General features: G+C 71.4%; 19 protein-coding genes. 7 read left to right on the forward strand and 12 right to left on the reverse strand.

The genetic code is table 11. The features are described 5' to 3' along the window. Positions 1-88: 88 nt before the first annotated feature. Both ABD329_RS41955 and ABD329_RS41960 read right to left on the reverse strand, forming a co-directional pair. Positions 89-1,834, reverse strand: coding sequence for a PucR family transcriptional regulator (locus tag ABD329_RS41955; protein ID WP_344317783.1), 1,746 nt, complete (start codon positions 1,832-1,834; stop codon positions 89-91). Positions 1,835-2,068: 234 nt separating this feature from the next. After that, positions 2,069-4,264 carry a type IV secretory system conjugative DNA transfer family protein gene (locus ABD329_RS41960; protein WP_344317784.1) on the reverse strand — a complete coding sequence of 732 codons (2,196 nt, stop codon included), beginning with the start codon at positions 4,262-4,264 and terminating at the stop codon, positions 2,069-2,071. Between the two features lie 270 nt (positions 4,265-4,534). On the opposite strand from ABD329_RS41960, the gene gabT reads away from it, so the two are divergent. Continuing rightward, entirely contained in the window at positions 4,535-5,884 is a 1,350-nt protein-coding gene (gene gabT, locus ABD329_RS41965) for a 4-aminobutyrate--2-oxoglutarate transaminase (protein WP_198282086.1), read from the forward strand. A gap of 102 nt (positions 5,885-5,986) precedes the next feature. After that, positions 5,987-6,913, forward strand: coding sequence for a phosphatase PAP2 family protein (locus ABD329_RS41970; protein WP_344317786.1), 927 nt, complete (start codon positions 5,987-5,989; stop codon positions 6,911-6,913). Between the two features lie 21 nt (positions 6,914-6,934). Here ABD329_RS41970 and ABD329_RS41975 read toward each other — a convergent pair whose 3' ends face one another. The 7 genes from ABD329_RS41975 to ABD329_RS42005 form a co-directional block, all read right to left on the reverse strand. Beyond that, positions 6,935-8,383 carry an NAD(P)/FAD-dependent oxidoreductase gene (locus tag ABD329_RS41975; RefSeq protein ID WP_198279878.1) on the reverse strand — a complete coding sequence of 483 codons (1,449 nt, stop codon included), beginning with the start codon at positions 8,381-8,383 and terminating at the stop codon, positions 6,935-6,937. A gap of 5 nt (positions 8,384-8,388) precedes the next feature. After that, positions 8,389-9,186 carry an ABC transporter permease gene (locus ABD329_RS41980; RefSeq protein WP_198279877.1) on the reverse strand — a complete coding sequence of 266 codons (798 nt, stop codon included), beginning with the start codon at positions 9,184-9,186 and terminating at the stop codon, positions 8,389-8,391. Then, positions 9,183-10,139 carry an ABC transporter permease gene (locus tag ABD329_RS41985; RefSeq protein WP_198279876.1) on the reverse strand — a complete coding sequence of 319 codons (957 nt, stop codon included), beginning with the start codon at positions 10,137-10,139 and terminating at the stop codon, positions 9,183-9,185. Before ABD329_RS41985 ends, ABD329_RS41980 begins: the two co-directional genes overlap by 4 nt. Next, complete coding sequence (locus ABD329_RS41990) at positions 10,136-11,287, reverse strand: ABC transporter ATP-binding protein (RefSeq protein WP_198279875.1); 1,152 nt, start codon at positions 11,285-11,287, stop codon at positions 10,136-10,138. The genes ABD329_RS41985 and ABD329_RS41990 overlap by 4 nt, the downstream gene beginning before the upstream one ends. Positions 11,288-11,308: 21 nt before the next feature. Further along, entirely contained in the window at positions 11,309-12,556 is a 1,248-nt protein-coding gene (locus ABD329_RS41995) for a polyamine ABC transporter substrate-binding protein (RefSeq protein ID WP_198279874.1), read from the reverse strand. A 67-nt stretch (positions 12,557-12,623) separates the two neighbouring features. Then, entirely contained in the window at positions 12,624-14,144 is a 1,521-nt protein-coding gene (locus ABD329_RS42000; protein ID WP_198279873.1) for a gamma-aminobutyraldehyde dehydrogenase, read from the reverse strand. Positions 14,145-14,443: 299 nt separating this feature from the next. Further along, positions 14,444-14,878, reverse strand: coding sequence for a DUF4190 domain-containing protein (locus ABD329_RS42005; RefSeq protein ID WP_198279872.1), 435 nt, complete (start codon positions 14,876-14,878; stop codon positions 14,444-14,446). Between the two features lie 115 nt (positions 14,879-14,993). Between ABD329_RS42005 and ybiA the strand changes: the two genes are divergently transcribed. Beyond that, entirely contained in the window at positions 14,994-15,650 is a 657-nt protein-coding gene (ybiA, locus tag ABD329_RS42010) for a riboflavin biosynthesis intermediates N-glycosidase (RefSeq protein ID WP_198279871.1), read from the forward strand. On the opposite strand, the gene ABD329_RS42015 is transcribed toward ybiA, so the two are convergent. After that, positions 15,590-16,696, reverse strand: a complete 1,107-nt coding sequence (locus tag ABD329_RS42015) for a DUF4190 domain-containing protein (RefSeq protein WP_344317789.1) — start codon at positions 16,694-16,696, stop codon at positions 15,590-15,592. The genes ybiA and ABD329_RS42015 overlap by 61 nt on opposite strands. A gap of 111 nt (positions 16,697-16,807) precedes the next feature. Between ABD329_RS42015 and ABD329_RS42020 the strand changes: the two genes are divergently transcribed. Further along, entirely contained in the window at positions 16,808-17,830 is a 1,023-nt protein-coding gene (locus tag ABD329_RS42020) for an adenosine deaminase (protein ID WP_198280791.1), read from the forward strand. Continuing rightward, positions 17,827-18,552 (forward strand): glycerophosphodiester phosphodiesterase, encoded by a 726-nt coding sequence (locus tag ABD329_RS42025; protein ID WP_198280790.1) that lies wholly within the window; start codon positions 17,827-17,829, stop codon positions 18,550-18,552. The genes ABD329_RS42020 and ABD329_RS42025 overlap by 4 nt, the downstream gene beginning before the upstream one ends. A 110-nt stretch (positions 18,553-18,662) precedes the next feature. On the opposite strand, the gene ABD329_RS42030 is transcribed toward ABD329_RS42025, so the two are convergent. Continuing rightward, positions 18,663-20,114, reverse strand: coding sequence for a gamma-aminobutyraldehyde dehydrogenase (locus tag ABD329_RS42030; protein WP_198280789.1), 1,452 nt, complete (start codon positions 20,112-20,114; stop codon positions 18,663-18,665). Between the two features lie 178 nt (positions 20,115-20,292). On the opposite strand from ABD329_RS42030, the gene ABD329_RS42035 reads away from it, so the two are divergent. Beyond that, a complete protein-coding gene (locus ABD329_RS42035) occupies positions 20,293-20,766 on the forward strand; it encodes an Lrp/AsnC family transcriptional regulator (RefSeq protein ID WP_020868121.1) in 474 nt (157 codons plus the stop codon). 2 nt (positions 20,767-20,768) lie between these two features. Beyond that, a complete protein-coding gene (locus ABD329_RS42040) occupies positions 20,769-22,130 on the forward strand; it encodes an aspartate aminotransferase family protein (RefSeq protein ID WP_198280788.1) in 1,362 nt (453 codons plus the stop codon). An 86-nt stretch (positions 22,131-22,216) separates the two neighbouring features. Here ABD329_RS42040 and ABD329_RS42045 read toward each other — a convergent pair. Next, positions 22,217-22,590, reverse strand: a 374-nt coding sequence (locus tag ABD329_RS42045; RefSeq protein WP_344317791.1) for a helix-turn-helix domain-containing protein, incomplete at its 5' end; no start/stop codon positions are given.

The raw sequence follows: 22,590 nt of genomic DNA on the forward strand, positions 1-22,590 counted from the left end.
GAGGGTCGGGAGGAGGGGGCCGCGGTATTTGCGGAGGGGGTGCTTCAGGTACTTCAGGTACTTCGGGGGGGCAGGTACTTCAGGTACTTCAGGTCGAGGTGCCGGGGGCCGTGGCCTTGAGGGCCAGCCACAACTCCATGCGGACGTCCGGGTCGTCCAGGGATCGGCCCAGGATCTCCTCGACTCGGCGCATCCGGTAGCGCAGGGTGTGCCGGTGGACGCCGAGGTCGGCGGCGGCCGCGTCCCACTGGCCGTGCCGGGAGAGCCAGGCGCGCAGTGAGGCGACCAGATCGCCCCGGCCGGTGGCGTCGTGCTCGTGCAGGGCGCGCAGCATGCCGTCGGCGAACGCCCTGACGGCGTCGTCGGCGAGCAGGGGCAGTACGGAACCCGCCGCGACCTGCTCATGCTCGACCAGCATCCGACCGCGGCGGCGCGCCACCGACAGCGCCTGCTCCGCCTGGCGGTAGGCGGCCGCGGCGGCGATGGGGCCCGCGGGGGCGGACAGTCCGATGACGAGTTCGTCGCCCCGGGGCGCGGCCGCGGCACGGTCGCGGGGGCGGGCCCTCGTGCCCCGGCGGGCCTCGACGGCCTGGGCGTGCTCGGCGCATGCCGCGACCGCCGCCCCGCCGTCGGGAGCCAGCACGATGAGCCGCTCGCCGTCGGGCACGACCAGCACCGACTCGCCGATGCGGGCCGCGGCCGCCTCCATGGTGTCGATGAGCGTGCCGAGGGGATCGGCCGCCTCGGCTTCGCCCGCGCCGGTGGTGGCCTCGGTGGGGAGCTCCGCGGTGGCCTCCTCCGCGGCGGCGGGCGCCGCATGGGGCTGCTGGGCCGTACCGCCGGACGGTACCTCGGCGACCAGCATCCGGAACGGCGCGTCGAGCAGCCCGCCGTACAGCCGCCCGGCGACCGCCCGCGCATGGTCGGGCTCGCCCGCGAGCAGCATCCGCAGCACGGCGGCGCCGAGCCGCTGCTCGGCCTCCTGGAGGGCGCGGGAACGCTCGGTGGTCAGGGTCAGCAGCGCGACCGCGGAGTGCACCGCGTAGCGCTCGGCGGTGCCCAGCGGCGCGCCCGTGCCGACGGCGAGGACCCCGCGCGTACGGCGCCCGGTGCCCAGCGACTGGAGCTCGACCCGGTCGGCGACGGCCGCGTCCTCGGCCGGTTCCGCGCCCGTGGCCCCGGCCGATGCGCAGCCCCCGCCGACCACGATGCTCGCGGGGCCGGGGCGGGAGCGCAGCCGCTCGACGTCGGGGGTGAGCCGCGCGGCGCGGCGGGCGGCCCAGTCGGGGGCAGCGGCGACCACGGCGCCGGAGACGTCGTAGAGCGCGGCCCAGCCGTCGACGTGGGCGGCGAGCCGGGCGAGCAGCGCGGCGGGCCCCTCGGCGCCGATGGCGGCACGGGTCAGCTCGCGCTGCGCCTCGAACCCGGCCGTCACGGCCCGGTACTGGTCAGCGGCTATCGCCGCGGAGACGGCCTTGCTGATCGCGATGAACGGGGTGCGGCGGGGCACGCCGAGCAACGGCAGCCCCTCCTCCTTGGCCGCCGTGGCGAGCGCGGGCGGCACCTCGGCGTAGTTGACGCCGAGCGCGAAGCCGAGCCCGACCACGCCCGCGCCCAGCAGCCGCCGCACATAGCGGCTCATCTCCTCCGGGTCATCGGCCTCGATCTGCATCGCGGTGATCAGGAGCAGCTCGCCGCCCTCCATATAGGGCACGGGGTCGGCCAGCTCGCTGACATGTGCCCATCGCACGGGCGTCTCCAGCCGGTCCTCGCCCGCGAGGACGGACAGCTTGAGACCGGGGTGGCGGACGAGTGAGGCGAGCGTGGGAGGCATGGCACCTTCGAAGCGAATGCGACGACTTGCGATGACTTCACCGTCCCGTATGAACGGCTACTGCCGATTCTGCCTCAATGGAGGAAAACGCGGAATTGACGGCCTGATTTCGCCATGGGTATGTCCGTGACGCAGCGGTTCCGGTTGCCCCGGTCACCCTGAACGAGGCAACCGGGGCAGATGACCGCGATGACCACGATGACCGCGATGAGGACCGCCCGGGGCGGCGGCCGATCACCCGCGCAGGTCCACCAGCACCGGCGGCCCACCCTCGCCCCTTACGGAGGTCACCGACAGCACCGCATGCCCCGGGGGAACCGCATGGGCCAGCTCCGAGGCGGACCAGCGCTCGCGCTCCACCGTCCGTACGGTCACCGACTGGGTGGTCACCGCCTTGCCGGTGGCGACCTTACGGATGAAGTGCAGCACCTTGGTGAGCGGTTCCTCGGCGATGATCTGCCGGTCGGTGACGTCCCGGGTCTCGACCCACTCCGTCCCCCACACCTCCGCGAACCGCGCCCCGTCCCAGGTCGTCACGCCCGCACAGGCCATCCGGCAGCCGACCGCGCCGAGCAGCGCGCTGCGCAGCGACTCGGGGACGTCGTCGAGGGTGCGGAGGGTGAGCACGGCGCCCGCGTGGGCCGAGCGGAGCCGCTGGATGCCGCGCAGGGCCTCGGGGGTGATGGTGTGCGAGGCGTCGTCGAGGACCAGGCAGGCGAACAGCGAACGGTCGGCGCGGCCCACGGCGCACTCGGTGAACTGCGCCAGGACCAGCCGCGCGAGCATCCGCGACGCCTCCGCGTGGCCCCGCTCGGGCAGATCGATACGGACCCGGAGGGGGTGTTCGAGGGCGCGGAGCGAGAACGGGCGGCGGTCGCCGGTGGTGTCGAAGAAGTCGGCGAACGCGGGCCGGTCCAGCAGCGCGATCCGGTCCGCGAGCAGCGCGCCCACGTCCCCGGGCGCGCCCGACTGCCGGACCCGCGCCTCCAGCTCGCGGGCCTGCGCCCGCTCCCCGGCCTCGTCCAGCGCCTCGCGCAGCGCGTTGACGGCCGTCTTGGAACCGTCCAGCAGCTCCCGCAGATCCGGGACGGACGGGAAGCGGCCGTGGGCGGCGCGGTAGGGGCCGAGCAGCTGGGCCAGCGCGGTGGCGGCGCGCCGGCTGTCCCCGCCCGGGAGCGAGGCCGCCATGTCGCCGATCAGGGCCTCGGCGAGGATGCCCGCGGCCTCGTCGGGGTCGGTGGTGCCGCCATAGAGGTCGAGGTCGTAGCCGGAGTCGGGCCGACCGATCTTCACGACGACGTCGAACGCCTCATCCGCCCCGAGCCCGGCCCCCGCCGCCCCGACCGCCACGACGGCGACCTGCCCGGCGAGCGCCTGTAGGCACAGCGACTCCACGACGGGCCGCACCACCCGCCCCGTCTTCCCCGAACCGGGCGGCCCGACGGCCAGCAGCGAGGTGCCGAGCACCTCGGGGTCGAGGGCGAGCCCGACGCCGCGGTGCTGGTAAGGATTGCGGGGATCCTCGGCCGCGGTGCCGAGCCGTACCTGATGGGCGAGAAGATCATGCCGCGCCGTCCGTACGGGCAGGTCCCGGGCCCCGGACGGATGGCCGTAGGAGGCGGCGCCGTGGCGCAGCACGGTGTCGGTGAACGAGGCGAGCGAATTCCGCCCCGCCCGCACGGACTGCCAGGCGCGCTCGATCCGGGCGTGGTCGACGTCGCTCATCGCCCCCGCCCGCGCGTCCGCCGCCAGCCGATCAGCCGCACTGTGCGCCCCCGCGGCCCGCAAATGCGGCCACTCCACCGGATCCCCCTCCGGCCGCCCCGCGGCGGCCGCCTCAGGAGCGGGCTCGTCCCAGGCCCGCCGGAAGAGGGGGGCGACGTAGCGGCGCCAGACTTCGGGCCAGTGGCCTACGCGACCGAAGATCACGGCAAGGATGGCGAGAACAATGCCGATGTAAATGCGCTGGGACCACCAGCCCGCCTGCGTGTTGCCTCCGCGCTCGTACCACGAGTCCGGGGTCAGCAGATACATGGGCCACAGCCAGTAGCCGCCGAGATACCCGTTCCAGAGCAGCGACCAGACCAGCCAGCCGCAGAGCAGAGCGACCAGGGCCCCGCCGAGCAGCCGCTGGCCCGGAATCCGATCCGGCTCCTCCGGTGCCTTCGGCTTGTGCTCGTACGTCCACACCCCCGGCGCCGCCTCGGACCGCGGAGCGCGCAGCCAGGCCACGAAGGACGGTCGGGCCGCGGGTGCGGGGACCGGGGGGACGCCAGGAGCCGGCGTCGGGGGGACGCCAGGGGCCGCCGGGGGCGCGGTCGACGGCATCGGCGGCGGGCCGGCGGGAAAGGAAGGCGGCGATTGCGGGGGCGGGGGTGGGGGCGGGTTGTGGCGTGTGCTGCGTGGGTCGAACGTGCCCTCGGTGTCCATGTGCTGCCCCTTGCCCCCTGACCGGCTGTTCCTCGGCTTTCGCGCCATCGCTCAATCTAGTGTTCCCGCGCGGGGAGTTCAGCGACCCGGGCGGGCCCGTCTCACTCACGGGATCCGTAAGGCCGTCCGCGGGATCCGTAAGGCCGCCGTCGGGCTATGGCCGCCACGGACAAGGAAACACGCGCAGTGCTCCCGAACGGAACATGCCTCATCCCCCGCCACGCCCATAGCCTGCGACTAAAACCCCTGTTCTTTCCCCTGGAGCCCGTCATGACCGAACTGTCCGGAGGCCCGGCCCTCCCCCAGGAGCGTCGCGTCGTCACCGCCATTCCCGGCCCGAAGTCGCAGGAGCTGCTCGCCCGTAAGAACGCGGCGGTCGCCGGTGGGGTGGGGAGTGTGCTGCCGGTCTTCACCGTGCGCGCGGGCGGCGGTGTGATCGAGGACGTGGACGGCAACTCGCTGATCGACTTCGGTTCCGGTATCGCCGTGACCTCCGTCGGCTCCTCCGCGGAGGCCGTCGTGCGCCGGGCGTCCGCGCAGCTGGCGGACTTCACGCACACCTGTTTCATGGTCACGCCGTACGAGGGCTATGTGGAGGTCTGCGAGGAGCTGGCCCGGCTCACGCCCGGCGACCACGCCAAGAAGTCGGCGCTGTTCAACTCGGGCGCCGAGGCCGTGGAGAACGCGGTGAAGATCGCCCGTTCGTACACCAAGCGCCAGGCGGTCGTCGTCTTCGACCACGGCTACCACGGCCGGACCAACCTCACCATGGCGCTCACCGCCAAGAACATGCCGTACAAGCACGGCTTCGGCCCCTTCGCGCCGGAGGTCTACCGCGTTCCGCTCGCCTACCCCTACCGCTGGCTGACCGGCCCGGAGAACTGCGCCGAGGAGGCCGCGGCCCAGGCCATCGACATGATCAGCAAGCAGATCGGGGCCGAGAACGTGGCCGCGATCATCATCGAGCCGGTCCTCGGCGAGGGCGGCTTCATCGAGCCCGCCAAGGGCTTCCTGCCCAGGATCGCGGAGTTCGCCAAGTCCAACGGCATCGTCTTCGTCGCGGACGAGATCCAGTCCGGCTTCTGCCGCACCGGCCAGTGGTTCGCCTGTGAGGACGAGGGCATCGTCCCGGACCTGATCACCACCGCCAAGGGCATCGCGGGCGGTCTGCCGCTGGCCGCCGTCACCGGCCGCGCGGAGATCATGGACGCGGCGCACTCCGGCGGGCTCGGCGGCACCTACGGCGGAAACCCGGTGGCGTGCGCGGCGGCGCTCGGCGCGATCGAGACGATGCGCGAGCTGGACCTGAACGCCAGGGCCAAGCGCATCGAGGAGGTCATGAAGGGCCGCCTCGCCGCGATGCGGGAGAAGTACGAGATCATCGGCGACCTTCGCGGCCGCGGCGCCATGATCGCCATCGAGCTCGTGAAGTCCGGCACCAAGGACCCCAACCCCGAGGCCACGGCCGCCGTCGCCAAGGCCTGCCACTCGGCCGGGCTGCTCGTGCTGACCTGCGGAACCTACGGCAATGTGCTGCGTTTCCTGCCGCCGCTGGTGATCGGCGAGGACCTGCTGAACGAGGGTCTCGACATCCTCGAGAGCGCCTTCGCCGAGCTGTGACTGTGAGTGATCGATGGGTGGCGTGAAGAAGATGTGCGGGGCCGATGACAGGTGGGTGATCGGTCTGTCGGGCGGGGCTTCGCTGCCGTACGGTCATTGCAGATGAGAGAAACACCCCGCTCGCAGGGGACTGCGGGCGATGCCGAGCCGGTGCTTCCCCAGCCCCGACCCGGCTGTGCCCTCGCGCACACCACTGGAGCCTCCGGCTCCGGATCTCCTCACCGATCGGACGGCCGCCCGCCCCAAACCCCCCGGGGCGCGCGGTACACCGATCGCCACGGCGGCCCCGGAACCACCCCCCCTGTTCCGGGGCCGCCGACTGTTCACTCCCCTTCCGCGCCACGGGCGCTCTTTCCCGCGCTCCTCACGCCCCTCGCACTGATCGCGCTGCTCGCGCTCTGCACCTGGCAGATCGCCGCCCACGGCCCCCTGCGCACCTACGACGAACGGCTCGGCCGCGCGATCGCCGGCTCGGCGCTCCCCTCCCCCGTCGCCGAGTTCCTCGCCGACCTCGGCAATACGGCGGTGGCGGTCCCCGTCCTCGCCGTCGCCCTCGGCTGGGCGGCGTGGTGCGCCCGGCGCGCGGCAGAGCCACGGTGGTGGCTGCCGCCGCTGGCCGCCGCGGTGGCGATGGCGGCGGTTCCGGCGCTGGTGGTCCCGTTCAAGGCGCTGATCGACCGCCCCGGCCCGCCCGGGCCGCTGGCGGGCGAGACCGGATTCTTTCCCTCCGGCCATGCCGCGACGGCCGCCGTCGCCTACGGCGCGGCGGCGCTGCTGCTCCACCCCCTCCTGCGCCCGCGGCTCCGGCGGCCACTCCTGGTGGCCGTCTCCGTGCTGAACCTCGCCGTGGCCGCCGGGCTGGTCCGGCGCGGCTACCACTGGCCGCTGGACACCGTCGCGAGCTGGTGCCTGTCCGGTCCGCTGCTGTGGACGGTGCTGGGGATCAGCCGATTGGGCCACAACGGTCGGTCCGACCCCGGCCCCCACAAGCCCCGGCCACCCCGGGCCGCACCGAGCGACCCGGGGTGACCACGGCGTGGGGCTCGGCCCTCAGCTGTCGAACCCCAGGCCCACCTTGTCCATCGCCCTCAACCACAGATTGCGGCGCCCGCCGTTCGCGTCGGCCCGGGTCATGGACCACTGGGTGATGCCGATGCCCGCCCAGCGCACCGGCTCCGGCGGGAAGGGCAGGGGCTTGCTGCGGACCATCTCCAGGCGGGTGCGCTCGGTGCGCTCACCGGCGAGCAGATCGAGCATCACCTCGGCGCCGAACCGGGTCGCCCCGACGCCCAGGCCCGTATAGCCGAGCGCGTACGCCACCCTGCCCCCGTGCGCGCTGCCGAAGAACGCGGAGAAGCGCGAGCAGGTGTCGATGGCGCCGCCCCAGGCGTGGCTGAAACGCACGCCCTCCAGCTGCGGGAAGCAGCGGAAGAAGTGCTCGGCGAGGGTGCGGTAGGTGGCGGGGTGGTGGTCGTACTCGGCGCGCACCCGACCGCCGTAGCGGTAGATGATGTCGTAGCCGCCCCAGAGGATGCGCTGGTCGGCGGTGAGCCGGAAGTAGTGGAAGTGGTTGGCGGTGTCGCTGAGGCCCTGCCTGCCCCGCCAGCCGATCGCGTCGAGCTGCTCCTGGTTAAGCGGCTCGGTCATCAGCGCGTGGTCGTAGACCGGGGTGATGTACGGGCGGACGCGGCGCACCAGCGCGGGGAAGGCGTTGGTGGCGAGCGCCACCTGGCGGGCGCGCACCTGGCCGAAGGGGGTGCGGACGGCCATCGCCGCCCCCGCGCTCGCCAGCCGTTCGGCCGGGGTGTGTTCGTAGATCCGTACGCCCAGCTCGGCGCAGGCCCGCGCCAGGCCCCAGGCGAGCTTCGCGGGGTGCAGCATGGCCACGCCGCGGCGGTCCCACAGCCCGGCGAGGAAGGTGGGCGAGTCGACCTGGGCGCGCACCGCGTCGCGGTCGAGGAACTCCTGCTCCCCGACGCCGAGTCCGGCCGCCAGCCGGGCGGCCTCGCGCAACTCCGCCACCTGGTACGGCTCGGTGGCCACGTCGATCTCGCCGGTGCGCTCGAAGTCGCAGTCGATGCCGTAGCGCTCGACGGCGGACTCGATGGCGTCGAGGTTCCCATGGCCGAGCCGCTCGAGTTCGGCCAGCTCATCGGGCCAGCGGGCGGCGCCGTTGCCGAGGCCGTGGGTGAGGGAGGCGGCGCAGAAGCCGCCGTTGCGCCCCGAGGCGGCCCAGCCGATCTCCTGGCCCTCGACCAGGACCACCTCGCGGTCGGGGTCGCGCTCCTTGGCGATCAGGGCGGTCCACAGTCCGCTGTAGCCGCCGCCGACGACGAGCAGATCGCACCGCTCCTCCCCGACGAGGGCGGGGCGGGGGCCGGGCCTGCCGGGGTCGTCCAGCCAGTACGGCCGGTACGCGGCCCCGGCCAGGGCCTTCAGCGCGGACGGGGTGGGGGCACCCGCGCCCCCGGACGAGCGGGTCATGGCGTCCGTGGCCATGGTTCTCAGCTCCTCTTGCGGCGGGCGCCGGCCAGTTGGCCGACGAGAACGCACAACACCGCGACCGCGAACATCGCCGTTCCGATCACATTGATCTGCACGGGCGTGCCGCGCTGTGCGGATCCCCAGACGAACATGGGGAAGGTCACGGTCGATCCGGCGTTGAAGTTGGTGATGATGAAGTCGTCGAAGGAGAGCGCGAAGGACAGCAGCGCGCCCGAGGCGATACCCGGCGCCGCGATCGGCAGGGTGACGCGCAGGAAGGTCTGCGCCGGGGAGGCGTAGAGGTCCTGGGCGGCCTGTTCCAGCCGGGGGTCCATGGACATCACCCGCGCCTTGACGGCCGTCACCACGAAGCTCAGGCAGAACATGATGTGGGCGATGAGGATCGTCCAGAAGCCGAAGTCCACGCCCATGTTGAGGAAGAGGGTGGCCAGCGAGGCGGCCATCACGACCTCGGGCATCGCCATCGGCAGGAAGATCAGGCTGTTGACCGCGGGGCGGGCCCGGAAGCGGTAGCGGGCCAGCGCGAAGGAGATCATCGTGCCGAGGACGGTGGCGCCGATCGTCGCCCATATCGCGATCTTCAGGCTGAGCGAGAGCGAGCCGCACAGGTCGGCGACGCCGCACGGATCGGTCCAGGCGTCGGTGGAGAACCGCTGCCATTCGTAGTTGAACCGGCCGTTGGGCTTGTTGAAGGAGAAGACCAGGACGACGACGTTGGGCAGGATCAGATACGCGAGGGTGCCGAGCCCCGCGATGACCACCAGGTTCCGCCGTATCCAGCGCGTCAGGGCCGTCACACCAGGTCCTCCGTCCCGGACTTGCGGATGTAGACGGTGACCATCGTGAGGATGGCCGCCATGAGGATGAAGGACAGCGCCGCCGCCGTCGGATAGTCCAGCACCCGAAGGAACTGCGACTGGATGACATTGCCGATCATCTTCTGGTCGGTGGAGCCCAGCAGTTCGGCGTTGATGTAGTCGCCCGCGGCGGGGATGAAGGTGAGCAGCGTGCCCGCGACGACACCCGGCATGGACAGCGGGAAGGTCACCCTCCGGAAGGTGGTGAGGGGGCGGGCGTAGAGGTCCCCGGCGGCCTCGTGCAGCCGGGGGTCGATGCGCTCCAGGGAGGTGTAGAGCGGAAGGATCATGAAGGGCAGGAAGTTGTACGTCAGCCCGCAGACCACCGCGAGCGGGGTGGCCAGCACCCGCTGCCCCTCGGTGATCCCCAGATAGCTGGTGACGTCCAGGAGGTGCAGCGAGTTGAGCGCGCCCACCACCGGGCCGCTGTCGGCCAGGATCGTCTTCCAGGCGAGGGTGCGGATCAGGAAGCTGGTGAAGAACGGCGCGATGACCAGGATCATCACCAGATTGCGCCAGCGGCCCGCCCGGAAGGCGATGAGGTACGCGAGCGGATAGCCGAGCAGCAGGCACAGCACGGTGGCGGTGGCGGCGTAGAGCACCGAGCGCAGGAAGTGCGGGTAGTACTCGGTGAGCGCGTCCCAGTAGGTCTGGAAGTGCCAGGTGACCTTGAAGCCCTCTTCGAGGGAGCCGGTCTGGACGGAGGTCGACGCCTGGTAGATCAGCGGCGCGGCGAAGAAGATCAGCAGCCAGAGGATGCCGGGGAGCAGCAGCCAGTAGGGCACCAGCCGCTTGCGGACGGCGGGCTTGATCAGGGGCGGTTTCTGTACGGGCCCGGCGTCCGGCGCGGGCCCGCCGTCCGGCGCGGCTTCGGGAGTGGCCGTAACGCTCATGGCGCCTCCTCGTCCAGCTCCGTACCGGCGTCGATGTCCTGGGCCGCGTCGAGGCCGAAGGTGTGGGCGGGGTTCCAGTGCAGAACGACCTCGGCGCCGGGGACGAGCCGGGTGTCGCGCTCGATGTTCTGCTCGTAGACGGTGATCTCGGGGCAGTCCGGGGTGGTGATGAGGTACTGCGTGGAGACGCCGATGAAGCTGGAGTCGACGATCCGCCCGGTGATCCGGTTGCGCCCCTCGGGGACGGTTCCGGCGTCCTCGGCATGGGCCAGGGTGATCTTCTCGGGACGCACCCCCACCAGCAGTTTCCCACCCGTGCGGACGGGGGCGCTACATCGGTCGGCGGGCAGGGCGAGCTTGCCGCCCGCGGCGGTGAGGACGAGGTCGCCGCCGCTCTTGTCGGTGATCTCGGCCTCGATGAGGTTGGAGGTGCCGAGGAAGTTGGCGACGAAGGTGGTGCCGGGGTTCTCGTAGAGGTCGGCGGGGGCGCCGCGCTGCTCGACCCGGCCGCCGTTCATCACCGCGACCGTGTCGGCCATGGTCATGGCCTCCTCCTGGTCGTGGGTGACATGGACGAAGGTGATGCCGACCTCGGTCTGGATGCGTTTGAGCTCCAGCTGCATCTGGCGGCGCAGCTTGAGGTCGAGCGCGCCCAGCGGCTCGTCGAGGAGCAGCACCCTGGGGTGGTTGATCAGGGCCCGGGCGACGGCGACGCGCTGCTGCTGGCCGCCGGAGAGCTGCTGTGGTTTGCGGCGGGCGAAGTCACCGAGCTGGACCAGCTCCAGCATCTCCTCGACCTGCTTCTTCACCGATTTGACGCCGCGCCGGCGCAGTCCGAAGGCGACGTTCTCGAAGATGTCGAGGTGCGGGAAGAGGGCGTAACTCTGGAAGACCGTGTTGACGGGCCGCTTGTGGGGCGGGAGGACGGTGATGTCCTCACCGGCCAGCTGGACGGTCCCGGTGGTGGGGTCCTCCAGGCCCGCGATCATGCGCAGGGTGGTGGTCTTGCCGCAGCCGGAGGCGCCGAGCAGGGCAAAGAAGGAGCCGGCGGGTATGTGCAGATCGAGCGGGTGGACGGCGGTGAAGGACCCGTAGGTCTTGCTGATCCGGTCGAGCCGGACGTCGCCGCCGGAGGTGGGCTGGGTCATGGCGGTGCGCTTCCTCGCTTGTCAGGCGCCGGTGAGCTTGGCGAACTTGTCCTCGAATGCCGCCTCTTCCTCGCTGGAGAGCGAGCGGAAGGAGTGGGACTTGGCGGCCATGTCCTCGTCCGGGAGGATCAGCGGATTGTCCGCCAGCGCCTTGTCGATCTTCGCGAGCTCCTCGCGTACCCCGTCGACCGGGCAGACGTAGTTGATGTACGCGGCGATCTTCGCGGCGACCTTGGGCTCGTAGAAGTAGTCGATGAGCCGTTCGGCGTTCCTCTTGTGGCGTGCCTTGTTGGGGACCAGGAGGTTGTCCGTGGCCGTCATATAGCCGGCGTCGGGGATGGCGAACTCGATCTCGGGGTTGTCCGACTGGAGCTGGATCAGATCCCCGGCCCAGGCCATACAGGCGGCGATGTCGCCCTTGGTGAGGTCGCCGGTGTAGTCGTTGCCGGTGAAGCGGCGGACCTGGCCCCGGTCGGACGCCTTCTGGAGGCGGGCGATCGCGGCGTCGTAGTCGTCTGCGGTGACCTTCTCGGGGGCCTTGCCCATGTCCAGGAGGGTCAGCCCGACGGTGTCGCGCATCTCGGTCAGCAGCCCGACCCTGCCCTTGAGCTCGGGGTCCTCCAGCAGCTGGGAGACGGAGGTGACCTTACGGCCGCCGGTGGCCTTCTTGTTGTACGCGATGACGGCGGGGATACCGGTCCACGGGTAGGAGTGGGCGCGGCCCGGGTCCCAGTCCGGAGTGCGAAAAGGTTTCGCCAGATTGGTGTAGGCATGGGGCAGTTGGGCCGGGTCCAGCGGCTGCATCCAGCCGAGCCGGATCATCCGGGCGGCCAGCCAGTCGGTGACGCAGATGAGGTCGCGGCCGGTGTCCTGGCCCGCCGCGAGCTGCGGCTTGATCTTGCCGAAGAACTCGACGTTGTCGTTGATGTCCTCGGTGTACTTGACCTTGATGCCGGTGCGGCGCTGGAACGCGTCCAGGGTCGGGTGGCGGCCGCCCTTGCCGACGTCCATGTACTCGGTCCAGTTGGAGAAGGCGAGCCGCTTCTCCTCGGCGGAGTGGTCGTCGGAGGCGTTGTCCACCTCGGTGCGCCCCGCGGGCGGGATACCGCAGCCGCCGAGCGCCCCGAGACCGCCGACGGCGATCGCCCCGGCGCCTCCCGCCCGCAGCAGGGAGCGGCGGGTGAGCGCCATGCGGCCGCTGGTCATGGAGCGCCGCATCGCGGCGATCTGCGGTGGGGACAGGCTCTCGGGCTCGTGCCGTGCTTCCATAAGCTGTGCCTTTCGAGGGTGTCGGCCGGTGGCGGCCGGCCGAGGCCACGCGGAGGTGGCCGCACATTCAGGTCTGTCGGTCCCCGAAGACCGTGCGGTGCCAGTCCTTGCGGACCACCGCGGTGTTGTCGAACATCACATGCTTGACCTGCGTGTACTCCTCGAAGGAGTACGCCGACATGTCCTTGCCGAAGCCGGATGCCCGTACCCCGCCGTGCGGCATCTCGCTGATGATCGGGATGTGGTCGTTGATCCAGACGCAGCCGGCCCGGATCTCGCGGGAGGCGCGGCCCGTACGGTAGACATCGCGGCTCCAGGCGGAGGCGGCGAGGCCGTAAGGGGTGTCGTTGGCGAGCGCGATGCCCTCGTCGTCGCTGTCGAAGGGGAGGACGACCAGGACCGGGCCGAAGATCTCGGACTGGACGGCCTCGCTGTCCTGGGGCGCGCCGGTGATCAGTGTGGGCCGGTAGTAGGCGCCCTTGGCGAGGTCGCCGCCCGGGGCCTCGCCGCCGGTGACGACGGTGGCGTAGCCGCGGGCCCGCTCCACGAAGCCCGCCACGCGGTCGCGCTGGGCGTGGGAGATCAGCGGGCCGAGGTCGGTGTGCGGATCGAAGGGATCGCCCAGCCTTACGGTCGCCATGAGATCGGCGACGGCGGCGACGAACGCGTCGTACAGCGGGCGCTGTACATACGCCCGGGTGGCCGCGGTGCAGTCCTGTCCGGTGTTGATCAGCGCGCCCGCTACGGCGCCGTGGGCTGCGGCCTCCAGGTCCGCGTCGTCGAAGACGACGAAGGGCGCCTTGCCGCCGAGTTCGAGATGGATCCGCTTGACGGTGGCGGTGGCGAGTTCCGCGACCCGCTTGCCGACCGCCGTGGAGCCGGTGAAGGAGGTCATCGCCACGCCGGGGTGGGAGACCAGGTGCTCGCCCGCCTCGCGGCCGGTGCCGCTCACCACGTTGACGACGCCGTCCGGGAGACCCGCCTCCGTGGCCGCCTGGGCGAACATCAACGAGGTCAGGGGCGTCAGCTCGGCGGGCTTCAGCACGATGGTGTTGCCCGCGGCGATGGCCGGGAGGACCTTCCACGCCGCCATCTGGAGGGGGTAGTTCCAGGGGGCGATGGAGCCGATGACACCAATGGGCTCGCGACGGATGTACGAGGTGTGGTCGCCGCTGTACTCACCGGCGGCCTTGCCCTCCAGATGGCGTGCGGCGCCCGCGAAGAAGGCGGTGTTGTCGATGGAGCCGGGCACATCGAACTCGGTGCTGAGCTTGATGGGCTTGCCGCACTGGAGCGACTCGGCGTGGGCCAGGTCGTCCGCCCGCTCGGTGAGCGCCGCGGCGAAGCGGTGCATCGCGTCGGACCGCTCACCGGGGGTGGCGCCCGCCCACTCGGGGAAGGCGGCCTCGGCGGCGGCCACGGCTGCGTCGACATCGGCCGTACCGGCGAGCCGGTAGCTGAAGACCTGCTCGCCGGTGGCCGGGTCGACGACCGCGTGGGTGCCCTCGGAGCCGCCCTCGCCCAGACGGCCCGCGATGTACTGGGCGCCGTCGGCGAATCGCTCCGTCACGTCGAACCGCTGATCCATCGCGCTCTCCTCCGCCGATCCGCCCAGGGGGCACGGCGTAGCTACAACCGGAATTGATGGCCGATCCTGACAGAGGAGCAGCGCTTCAACAAGGGATTCCGTTGTTGCTTTTTGGTTTCGCGACGGATTCAGTGATCAGAGTGGCCTCGGCGTCACCGTTTCCGAGCCGGACCCCGGTCCGGACCGACGGATTGAGCAGCCGGTCCGGAGTCCGGTGAGGGCGGCGGAGGCGACGCCGCTCCGGGGTCCGGTGGGGACGCCGTTCCGGGGTCCGGCGGGGACCCCGGCCGGGACGCCGTCTAGAAGACGGAGTCGACGGCGGCGTCCAGCGCGGCGAGGTAGATCGCCGGGAGCACCATGCCGATGATGCCGCAGACCAGACCGGCGGTGGCCGAGCCCCCGTTGTTCGCCTCGCCGCGGCCGACCTTCCCCTTGCCGATGGCGCCGAAGATGATCGCCAGGATGCCGAGGATGACCGCGAAGACCCACAGGAAGTAGGTGATCCCGCAGACCAGACCGACGATGCCGCAGACCAGCGCGGCCGTGCCCATGCCATTGCTCAGCTGCATCGGCATCCCGGCCGCCCCCGGGTAGACGGGCGGCGCGGCGGGGTAGCCGGCCCCGGGGTACTGCGGCTGCTGGGCCGGGGGCTGCGCCGGCGGCGGGGGCGCGGCGTAGGGATTGGCCTGTGGGTCGTACGGCCCCTGCTGTGGACCGGGTGTGTTGCTGGACATCGTCGGTCTCCCCTCCTGATGAACGTCCGGCAATGTTATGGGCAGGACTCATCCCTGGACAGCTCAATTGCCCAGGTCGGCGGGGCTGTCGGTGGCGGGTGCGAGAATCCTGGGCATGAAGACGAACGGGGTGGGGGATTCGGTTTCGGCGGAGGGGAGTCCCCCGGTTTCGGTGGACGGTGGCCCTCGGTCGGTCGAGGAGCTGGTCGAGCGGGTGGCGCGCGGTGAGCGCCTGAAGTACGTGTGGTTCTGGGGGCATCGGCCCAGGCCGGACGGAAGCGTGGGTGCGGGGTGCTTCAGCCAGTGGTGGCCGTCGCCGTTCACCGTGGACGGGGTCACCTATGCGACGGCCGAGCACTGGATGATGGCGGGCAAGGCTCGGCTGTTCGGCGACGCGGAGGCCGAGCGCCGGGCGCTCGACGCCTCCCATCCCAAGCAGGCCAAGGACGCGGGCCGGGCGGTGCGCGGCTTCGACGAGGGGACCTGGCGGCGCCATCGCTTCGGCCTCGTGGTGGAGGGCAGTGTGCACAAGTTCGGCCACCACCCCGAGCTGCGCGAGTATCTGCTGGGCACCGGGTCGCGGGTGCTGGTGGAGGCCAGCCCGGTGGACCGGGTGTGGGGCATCGGGCTGGCGGCCGACGACGAGCGGGCGGCGGACCCGGCTCGCTGGCGCGGGCTCAATCTGCTGGGGTTCGCGCTGATGGAGGCGCGTCAGCGGCTGATATCGGCGAGCGGGGGCGGGAGCACCGCCGGGGCCGAGACACTGGCATAGCCCGGGTCGTCATCGCTGCCCGAGTCGTCGTCGGCGGCTATGTAGACGAAGATCATGACAACGCTTGCCACCACGGCGATCACCCCGAGGATCACCCCGGCCAGCGCCGAGCCGCCGTTGGTCGCCTCGCCGCTGGCCGCCCTGGAGCGGCCGAGCACCCCGAAGATGATCGCGAGCACACCGAGGATGATGCCGAGCACGATGCTCGCGAAGAGCACCAGGCCGATGATGCCGAGCACCAGGGCGGCCGTGCCATGGCCGTTGTTCGGCACATACGTCCCGCCGGGCCAGCCCTGGCCGTACGCCCCTCCGGGGTAGGCGGCGCCGGGGTAGCCGGAACCGGGGTAGCCCGTTCCCGGGTGGGCGCTGCCGGGGTGTCCCGTTCCCGGGTAGCCGTAGCCGGGGTGGCCCTGGCCCTGCGCCCCGCCGTACGGGGACTGCTCGTACGGCGCCTGCTGGCCGTACCCGGGCTGGGCGTACCCGCCCTGGGCGTACCCGCCCTGGGCGTATGCGTTCGGCTGCGCGTACCCGCTCTGGCCGTATCCGGGCTGGCCGTATCCGTTCGGCTGGCCGTATCCGTTCGGCGCGTAGCCCGCCGGGCCGTACGGTCCGGCCGGGTAGGCGCTGGGCGTGCCCGGGCCGGTCGGCGCGGGCGGCGGTGGGGGCACGGCGCCCGGCGAGGTCACCGGGCCCCGGGGCCGCGCGGTGCTCGGCGGGGGCGGCGGAGGGAGCGGGGGCGTCGGGCCCGGCGTGGCGGGATGGGAGGTGAGGGTCGGCTGCTCGGCCACCCTGGGCGGCCGGGGAGCGGGGGCCGCCGGAGGCCGGGGCGCGGGTATGTCCTGCTCGCCCACGCCCACCGCGCTGTCCGCCGCGCCCGCGTCGGCCGCGCCGCCGTCCGCCGGGCCCATCTCCGCAGCGGCCTTGTCCATCGCGACCCGCTGCGCCGGTGGAGCCCAGGGGTCGCGGTCGAGCGGCTCGGGCTGCCTCGGCTGTCCGGGTCGCCGCTGCTGATCCTGCGGCTCGGACGGGTCGTGCTGGTCGGCCATGAAGCTCCCCACAAAGACGTCCGCCCATGCTACGGCCTATGGCGAGCCCGTCGGCGCCACACAATACGATGACCGGATCCCGCCGTCGGCGGGCGTCTCCCGGAGGTTTTGTTGACCGATCTGACCACCTTCATCGCCGGGCTGCCCAAGGCGGAGCTCCATGTGCACCACGTGGGATCCGCCTCGCCGCGCATCGTGGCCGAACTGGCCGCCCGCCACCCCGACTCCAAGGTGCCCACCGATCCCGAGGCCCTCGCCGAGTACTTCGTCTTCCGGGACTTCGCGCACTTCATCGAGATCTACCTCTCCGTGGTGGACCTGATCCGCGACGCCGAGGACGTCCGGCTGCTGACCTACGAGATCGCCCGCGACATGGCGCGGCAGAACATCCGCTACGCCGAGCTGACCGTCACGCCCTACAGCTCGACCCGGCGCGGCATCCCGGACACCGCCTTCGTTGAGGCGATCGAGGACGCCCGTAAGGCCGCCGAGTCGGATTTCGGCACGGTGCTGCGCTGGTGCTTCGACATCCCCGGTGAGGCCGGTCTCGAGGCCGCCGAGGAGACCACCCGGATCGCCTGTGAGCTGAACCCCGAGGGGCTGGTCGGCTTCGGTCTCGGCGGTCCGGAGATAGGGGTGCCGCGCCCGCAGTTCAAGCCGTACTTCGACCGGGCCATCGCCGCCGGGCTGCGCAGTGTGCCGCACGCGGGCGAGACCACCGGGCCGCAGACGATCTGGGACGCCCTCATCGAGCTGCGGGCGGAGCGCATCGGGCACGGCACCAGCGCGGTCCAGGACCCGAAGCTGCTCGCCCATCTCGCGGAGCACCGCATTCCGCTGGAGGTCTGCCCGACCTCCAACATCGCCACCCGCGCCGTCGCCACGCTCGGTGAGCACCCCCTGAAGCGGATGGTCGAAGCCGGGGTGTTCGTCACGATCAACAGCGACGACCCGCCGATGTTCGGCACCGACCTCAACACCGAGTACCAGGTCGCGGCCCAGCTGCTGGACCTGGACGCGAAGGGCGTCGCGGCCCTCGCCAAGAACGCGGTCGAGGCGTCCTTCCTGGACGCCGAGGGCAAGGCGCGGCTCGCGGCGGAGATCGACGCCTACACGGTGGTCGCGGGCCGATGAGACCGGCGGGGGCGGGATGTGTCCCGGTCGGCCACCGCGGCGACCCGTATGTGTGCCGTGAGAACACCCTGCCCTCGATCCGCTCCGCGGTGCGCGCGGGCGCGGGCGCGGTCGAGATCGACGTACGGCTGACCCGGGACGGTGTGGCGGTGCTGCTCCACGACGCCACGCTGAAGCGGCTGTGGGGCGAGGACCGGCCGCTGTCCGGACTGACCGCCGAGGAGGTGCGGCAGCTATCCGGTGGAGGTGTGCCGACCCTGCGCGAGGCCCTCGCCTGCGCAGGCTCCACCCGGCTGCTGATCGACCTGCCGGACGCGTCGGCCGCGCCCGCCGCCGTCGCCCAGGTGCGGGAGAGCGGCGCGGCCGACCGGGTGTACTACTGCGGCGCCCTGGCGGCCCTGCACGCGGTGCGCCGCGCGGACCCGGACGCCGAGATCGCGCTGACCTGGACCACGCTGGCCCCGCCGCGTCCGGCGCTGCTGGCCGCGCTGCGCCCGCGCTGGCTCAACTACCGCTTCGGGCTGGTCTCCCGGGAGCTGGTCGCCCGCAATCACGCCGACGGGCTGCTGGTCTCCGCCTGGACCGCCGACACCCGCCGGTCGATGTCCCGGCTGCTGCGGGCGGGCGTCGACGCGATCACCACCAACCGCGTCGCCGCCCTGGCGGCCCTGGTCCGGATGTCCCCCTCGGTCATGACGGGTGACCCTGCCATGACCGGGTGACAAGCCCGGCGCGGGAATCGGCCCGCGCCGGGCTGGACCCACCCGCCGGGCAACGGAACCACCCGCGCGGGGCGGGCATCAGCCCGCGCCGCGCGGCAATCGGCTCCGCGTCAGCCCAGCGACGTCATCACGTGCTTGATGCGGGTGTAGTCCTCGAAGCCGTACGCGGACAGGTCCTTGCCGTAGCCGGACTTCTTGAAGCCACCGTGCGGCATCTCGGCCACCAGCGGGATGTGGGTGTTGATCCAGACGCAGCCGAAGTCGAGCGCCTTGGACATCCGCATCGCGCGGGCGTGGTCCTTGGTCCACACCGACGAGGCCAGCGCGTACTCCACGCCGTTGGCGTAGGAGATGGCCTGCTGCTCATCCGAGAAGGTCTGCACGGTGATGACCGGGCCGAAGACCTCGTTCTGGATGATCTCGTCGTCCTGCTTGAGCCCGGAGACCACGGTGGGCGCGTAGAAGAAGCCCTTGTCGCCGACCCGGTGGCCGCCCGCCTCGACCTTGGCGTGCGCGGGGAGCCGGTCGATGAAGCCGGTGACCTGGGCCAGCTGGTTGGCGTTGTTCAACGGGCCGTACAGCACGTCCTCGTCGTCCGGCGCGCCGGTCTTGGTCTCGGCGGCGGCCTTGGCGAGCGCGCTCACGAACTCGTCGTGGATCGACTCGTGGACCAGCACCCGGGTGGCGGCCGTACAGTCCTGGCCCGCGTTGAAGAAGCCCGCGACCGAGATGTCCTCGACCGCCTTGGGGATGTCGGTGTCCTCGAAGACCACGACCGGGGCCTTGCCGCCGAGCTCCAGGTGCACCCGCTTGATGTCCTTCGAGGCGCTCTCGGCGACCTGCTTTCCGGCCCGCACCGAGCCGGTGATGGACGCCATGGCGGGCACGGAGTGCTCGACCATCAGCCGGCCGGTCTCGCGGTCGCCGCAGATCACGTTGAAGACGCCCTGCGGATGGCCCAGTTCCGCCAGCACCCCGCCGATGATCTCGGCGAACAGCACGGTGGAGGCGGGCGTGGTGTCCGAGGGCTTGATGACGACCGTGTTGCCCGCCGCCAGCGCCGGGGCGAACTTCCATACGGCCATCATCATCGGGTAGTTCCACGGTGCGACCTGGGCGCACACCCCGACCGGCTCCCGCCGGATGATCGAGGTGAGCCCCTCCATGTACTCACCGGCCGAGCGGCCCTCCAGCATCCGGGCCGCGCCCGCGAAGAAGCGGATCTGGTCGATCATCGGCGGGATCTCCTCGTCCCGCGTCAGACCGATCGGCTTGCCGGTGTTCTCGGACTCGGTGGCGATCAGTTCCTCCGCCCGCGCCTCGAAGGCGTCGGCGATCTTGAGCAGGGCCTTCTGCCGCTCGCCGGGCACCAGGTCGCGCCAGGCCGGGAAGGCGGCCTCGGCGGCGGCCATCGCCGCGTCCACGTCCGCGGCGCCCGACAGCGGCGCCGTTGCGTAGGGCTCGCCCGTGGCCGGGTTGACCACCTCCGTGGTCCGCCCGTCCGCGGCGTCCCGGAACTCTCCGTCGATGTAGTTGCGCAGACGACGCAGTTCGGTGGTCACGTGCCACCCCTCCTGTCAGCTGTCCGATGGGTGAGACACCCACAGTAGTCGCCGGTGCTGCGTTTTCAACATACCCGCCACACCAGAACGACGGAATCAGTGTTTTTGAGGTCCATCAACGACGAATTTCATCGCAGAAGGGTTGCGACACGGGCGAGGCTCGTGCACAGTGAGGGTCGTGGCCACACCTGACAAGAACGGCACGCCGACCCTCGACTCCGTGTCCCTGGCGATCATCGAGCAGCTCCAGGAGGACGGTCGCCGGCCGTACGCCGCCATCGGAAAGGCCGTCGGGCTCTCCGAGGCCGCCGTACGGCAGCGTGTGCAGAAGCTGCTCGACCAGGGCGTGATGCAAATCGTCGCCGTCACCGATCCTCTCACCGTGGGGTTCCGGCGGCAGGCGATGGTCGGCATCAACGTCGAGGGCGATCTCGACCCGGTCGCGGACGCGCTGACCGCCATGGACGAGGTCGAGTACGTGGTCGTCACCGCGGGTTCCTTCGATCTCCTGATCGAGATCGTCTGCGAGGACGACGACCATCTCCTCGAAATGATCAACAAGCGGATCCGCACGCTGCCCGGTGTGCGCTCCACCGAGAGCTTCGTCTACCTCAAGCTCCGGAAGCAGACCTATACCTGGGGAACGAGATAGCAATGAGCGCCGACCTCTCCAAGACGGCGTACGACCACCTGTGGATGCACTTCACCCGCATGTCGTCGTACGAGAACTCCCCCGTGCCGACGATCGTGCGCGGTGAGGGCACGTACATCTACGACGACAAGGGCAAGCGGTACATCGACGGCCTGGCCGGCCTGTTCGTGGTCAACGCGGGCCACGGCCGGGTCGAGCTGGCGGAGACGGCCTACAAGCAGGCCCAGGAGCTCGCCTTCTTTCCGGTGTGGAGCTACGCCCACCCCAAGGCCGTCGAGCTCGCCGAGCGGCTCGCGGGCTACGCGCCCGGCGACCTGAACAAGGTCTTCTTCACCACGGGTGGCGGCGAGGCCGTCGAGACCGCGTGGAAGCTGGCCAAGCAGTACTTCAAGCTGACCGGCAAGCCCACCAAGCACAAGGTCATATCCCGGGCGGTGGCCTACCACGGCACCCCGCAGGGCGCCCTGTCGATCACCGGTCTGCCGGGGCTCAAGGCCCCCTTCGAACCGCTGGTCCCCGGCGCCCACAAGGTCCCCAACACCAACATCTACCGCGCCCCGATCTTCGGCGACGACCCCGAGGCGTTCGGCCGCTGGGCCGCCGACCAGATCGAGCAGCAGATCCTCTTCGAGGGCGCGGACACCGTGGCCGCGGTCTTCCTGGAGCCGGTGCAGAACGCGGGCGGCTGCTTCCCGCCGCCGCCCGGGTACTTCCAGCGGGTCCGCGAGATCTGCGACCGCCATGACGTGCTGCTCGTCTCGGACGAGGTCATCTGCGCCTTCGGGCGGGTGGGCACGATGTTCGCCTGCGACAAGTTCGGCTACGTCCCGGACATGATCACCTGCGCCAAGGGGATGACCTCCGGCTACTCCCCGATCGGCGCGTGCATCGTCTCCGACCGGCTCGCCGAGCCCTTCTACGAGGGCGACAACACCTTCCTGCACGGCTACACCTTCGGCGGCCATCCGGTCTCGGCCGCGGTGGCCCTGGGAAACCTCGACATCTTCGAGCGCGAGGGACTCAACCAGCATGTGCTGGACAACGAGACCGCGTTCCGCTCCACGCTGGAGCGGCTGCACGATCTGCCGATCGTCGGCGATGTCCGGGGGAATGGTTTCTTCTACGGCATCGAGCTGGTGAAGGACAAGACCACCAAGGAGTCCTTCGACGAGGAGGAGACCGAGCGGATCCTCTACGGCTTCCTCTCCAAGGCGCTGTTCGAGAACGGGCTGTACTGCCGCGCCGACGACCGCGGTGACCCGGTCGTCCAGCTGGCCCCGCCGCTGATCGCCGACCAGGCGGTGTTCGACGAGATCGAGCAGGTGCTGCGGACGGTGCTGACGGAGGCGTGGACGAAGCTCTGAGGCCACCACGGCAGCTCAAGGCCGCGTGGCTCAGGCCCCCCTTCAAGCCCACTTGAGGCCCACTTCAAGCCCACTTCAAACCCGCTTCAAGCCCACTTGAGGGCGAACCACAGCTCCATACGGACGTCCGCGTCGCCCAGGTCCACATCCAGCAGGGCCCCGGCGCGGGCGATCCGCTGACGGACCGTATTGCGGTGGACCTCCAGCGCCACCGCCGTACGGTCCCAGCTGCCGTGCAGCGACAGCCACACCCGCAACGTCTCCAGCAGCGCGGGGGCGCCCTCGAGCGGCGCCAGCAGGGCCCGGCCGTGCGCCCCCGCCTCGGCCGGGTCCACCAGCGAGCCGACCCCGCCGGCGCGGGCCGGGCCGTCCCGCACCAGCGGCACCCGCTCGGCGACGGCCCGCCGCCTGGTCTGAGGGTCCAGCCGGGCTGGGCCCGTACCTCCCCCTCGCCCGGAAC

Origin of the sequence: Streptomyces javensis (genome assembly GCF_039525925.1) — a bacterium.
Classification (GTDB): domain Bacteria; phylum Actinomycetota; class Actinomycetes; order Streptomycetales; family Streptomycetaceae; genus Streptomyces; species Streptomyces asiaticus.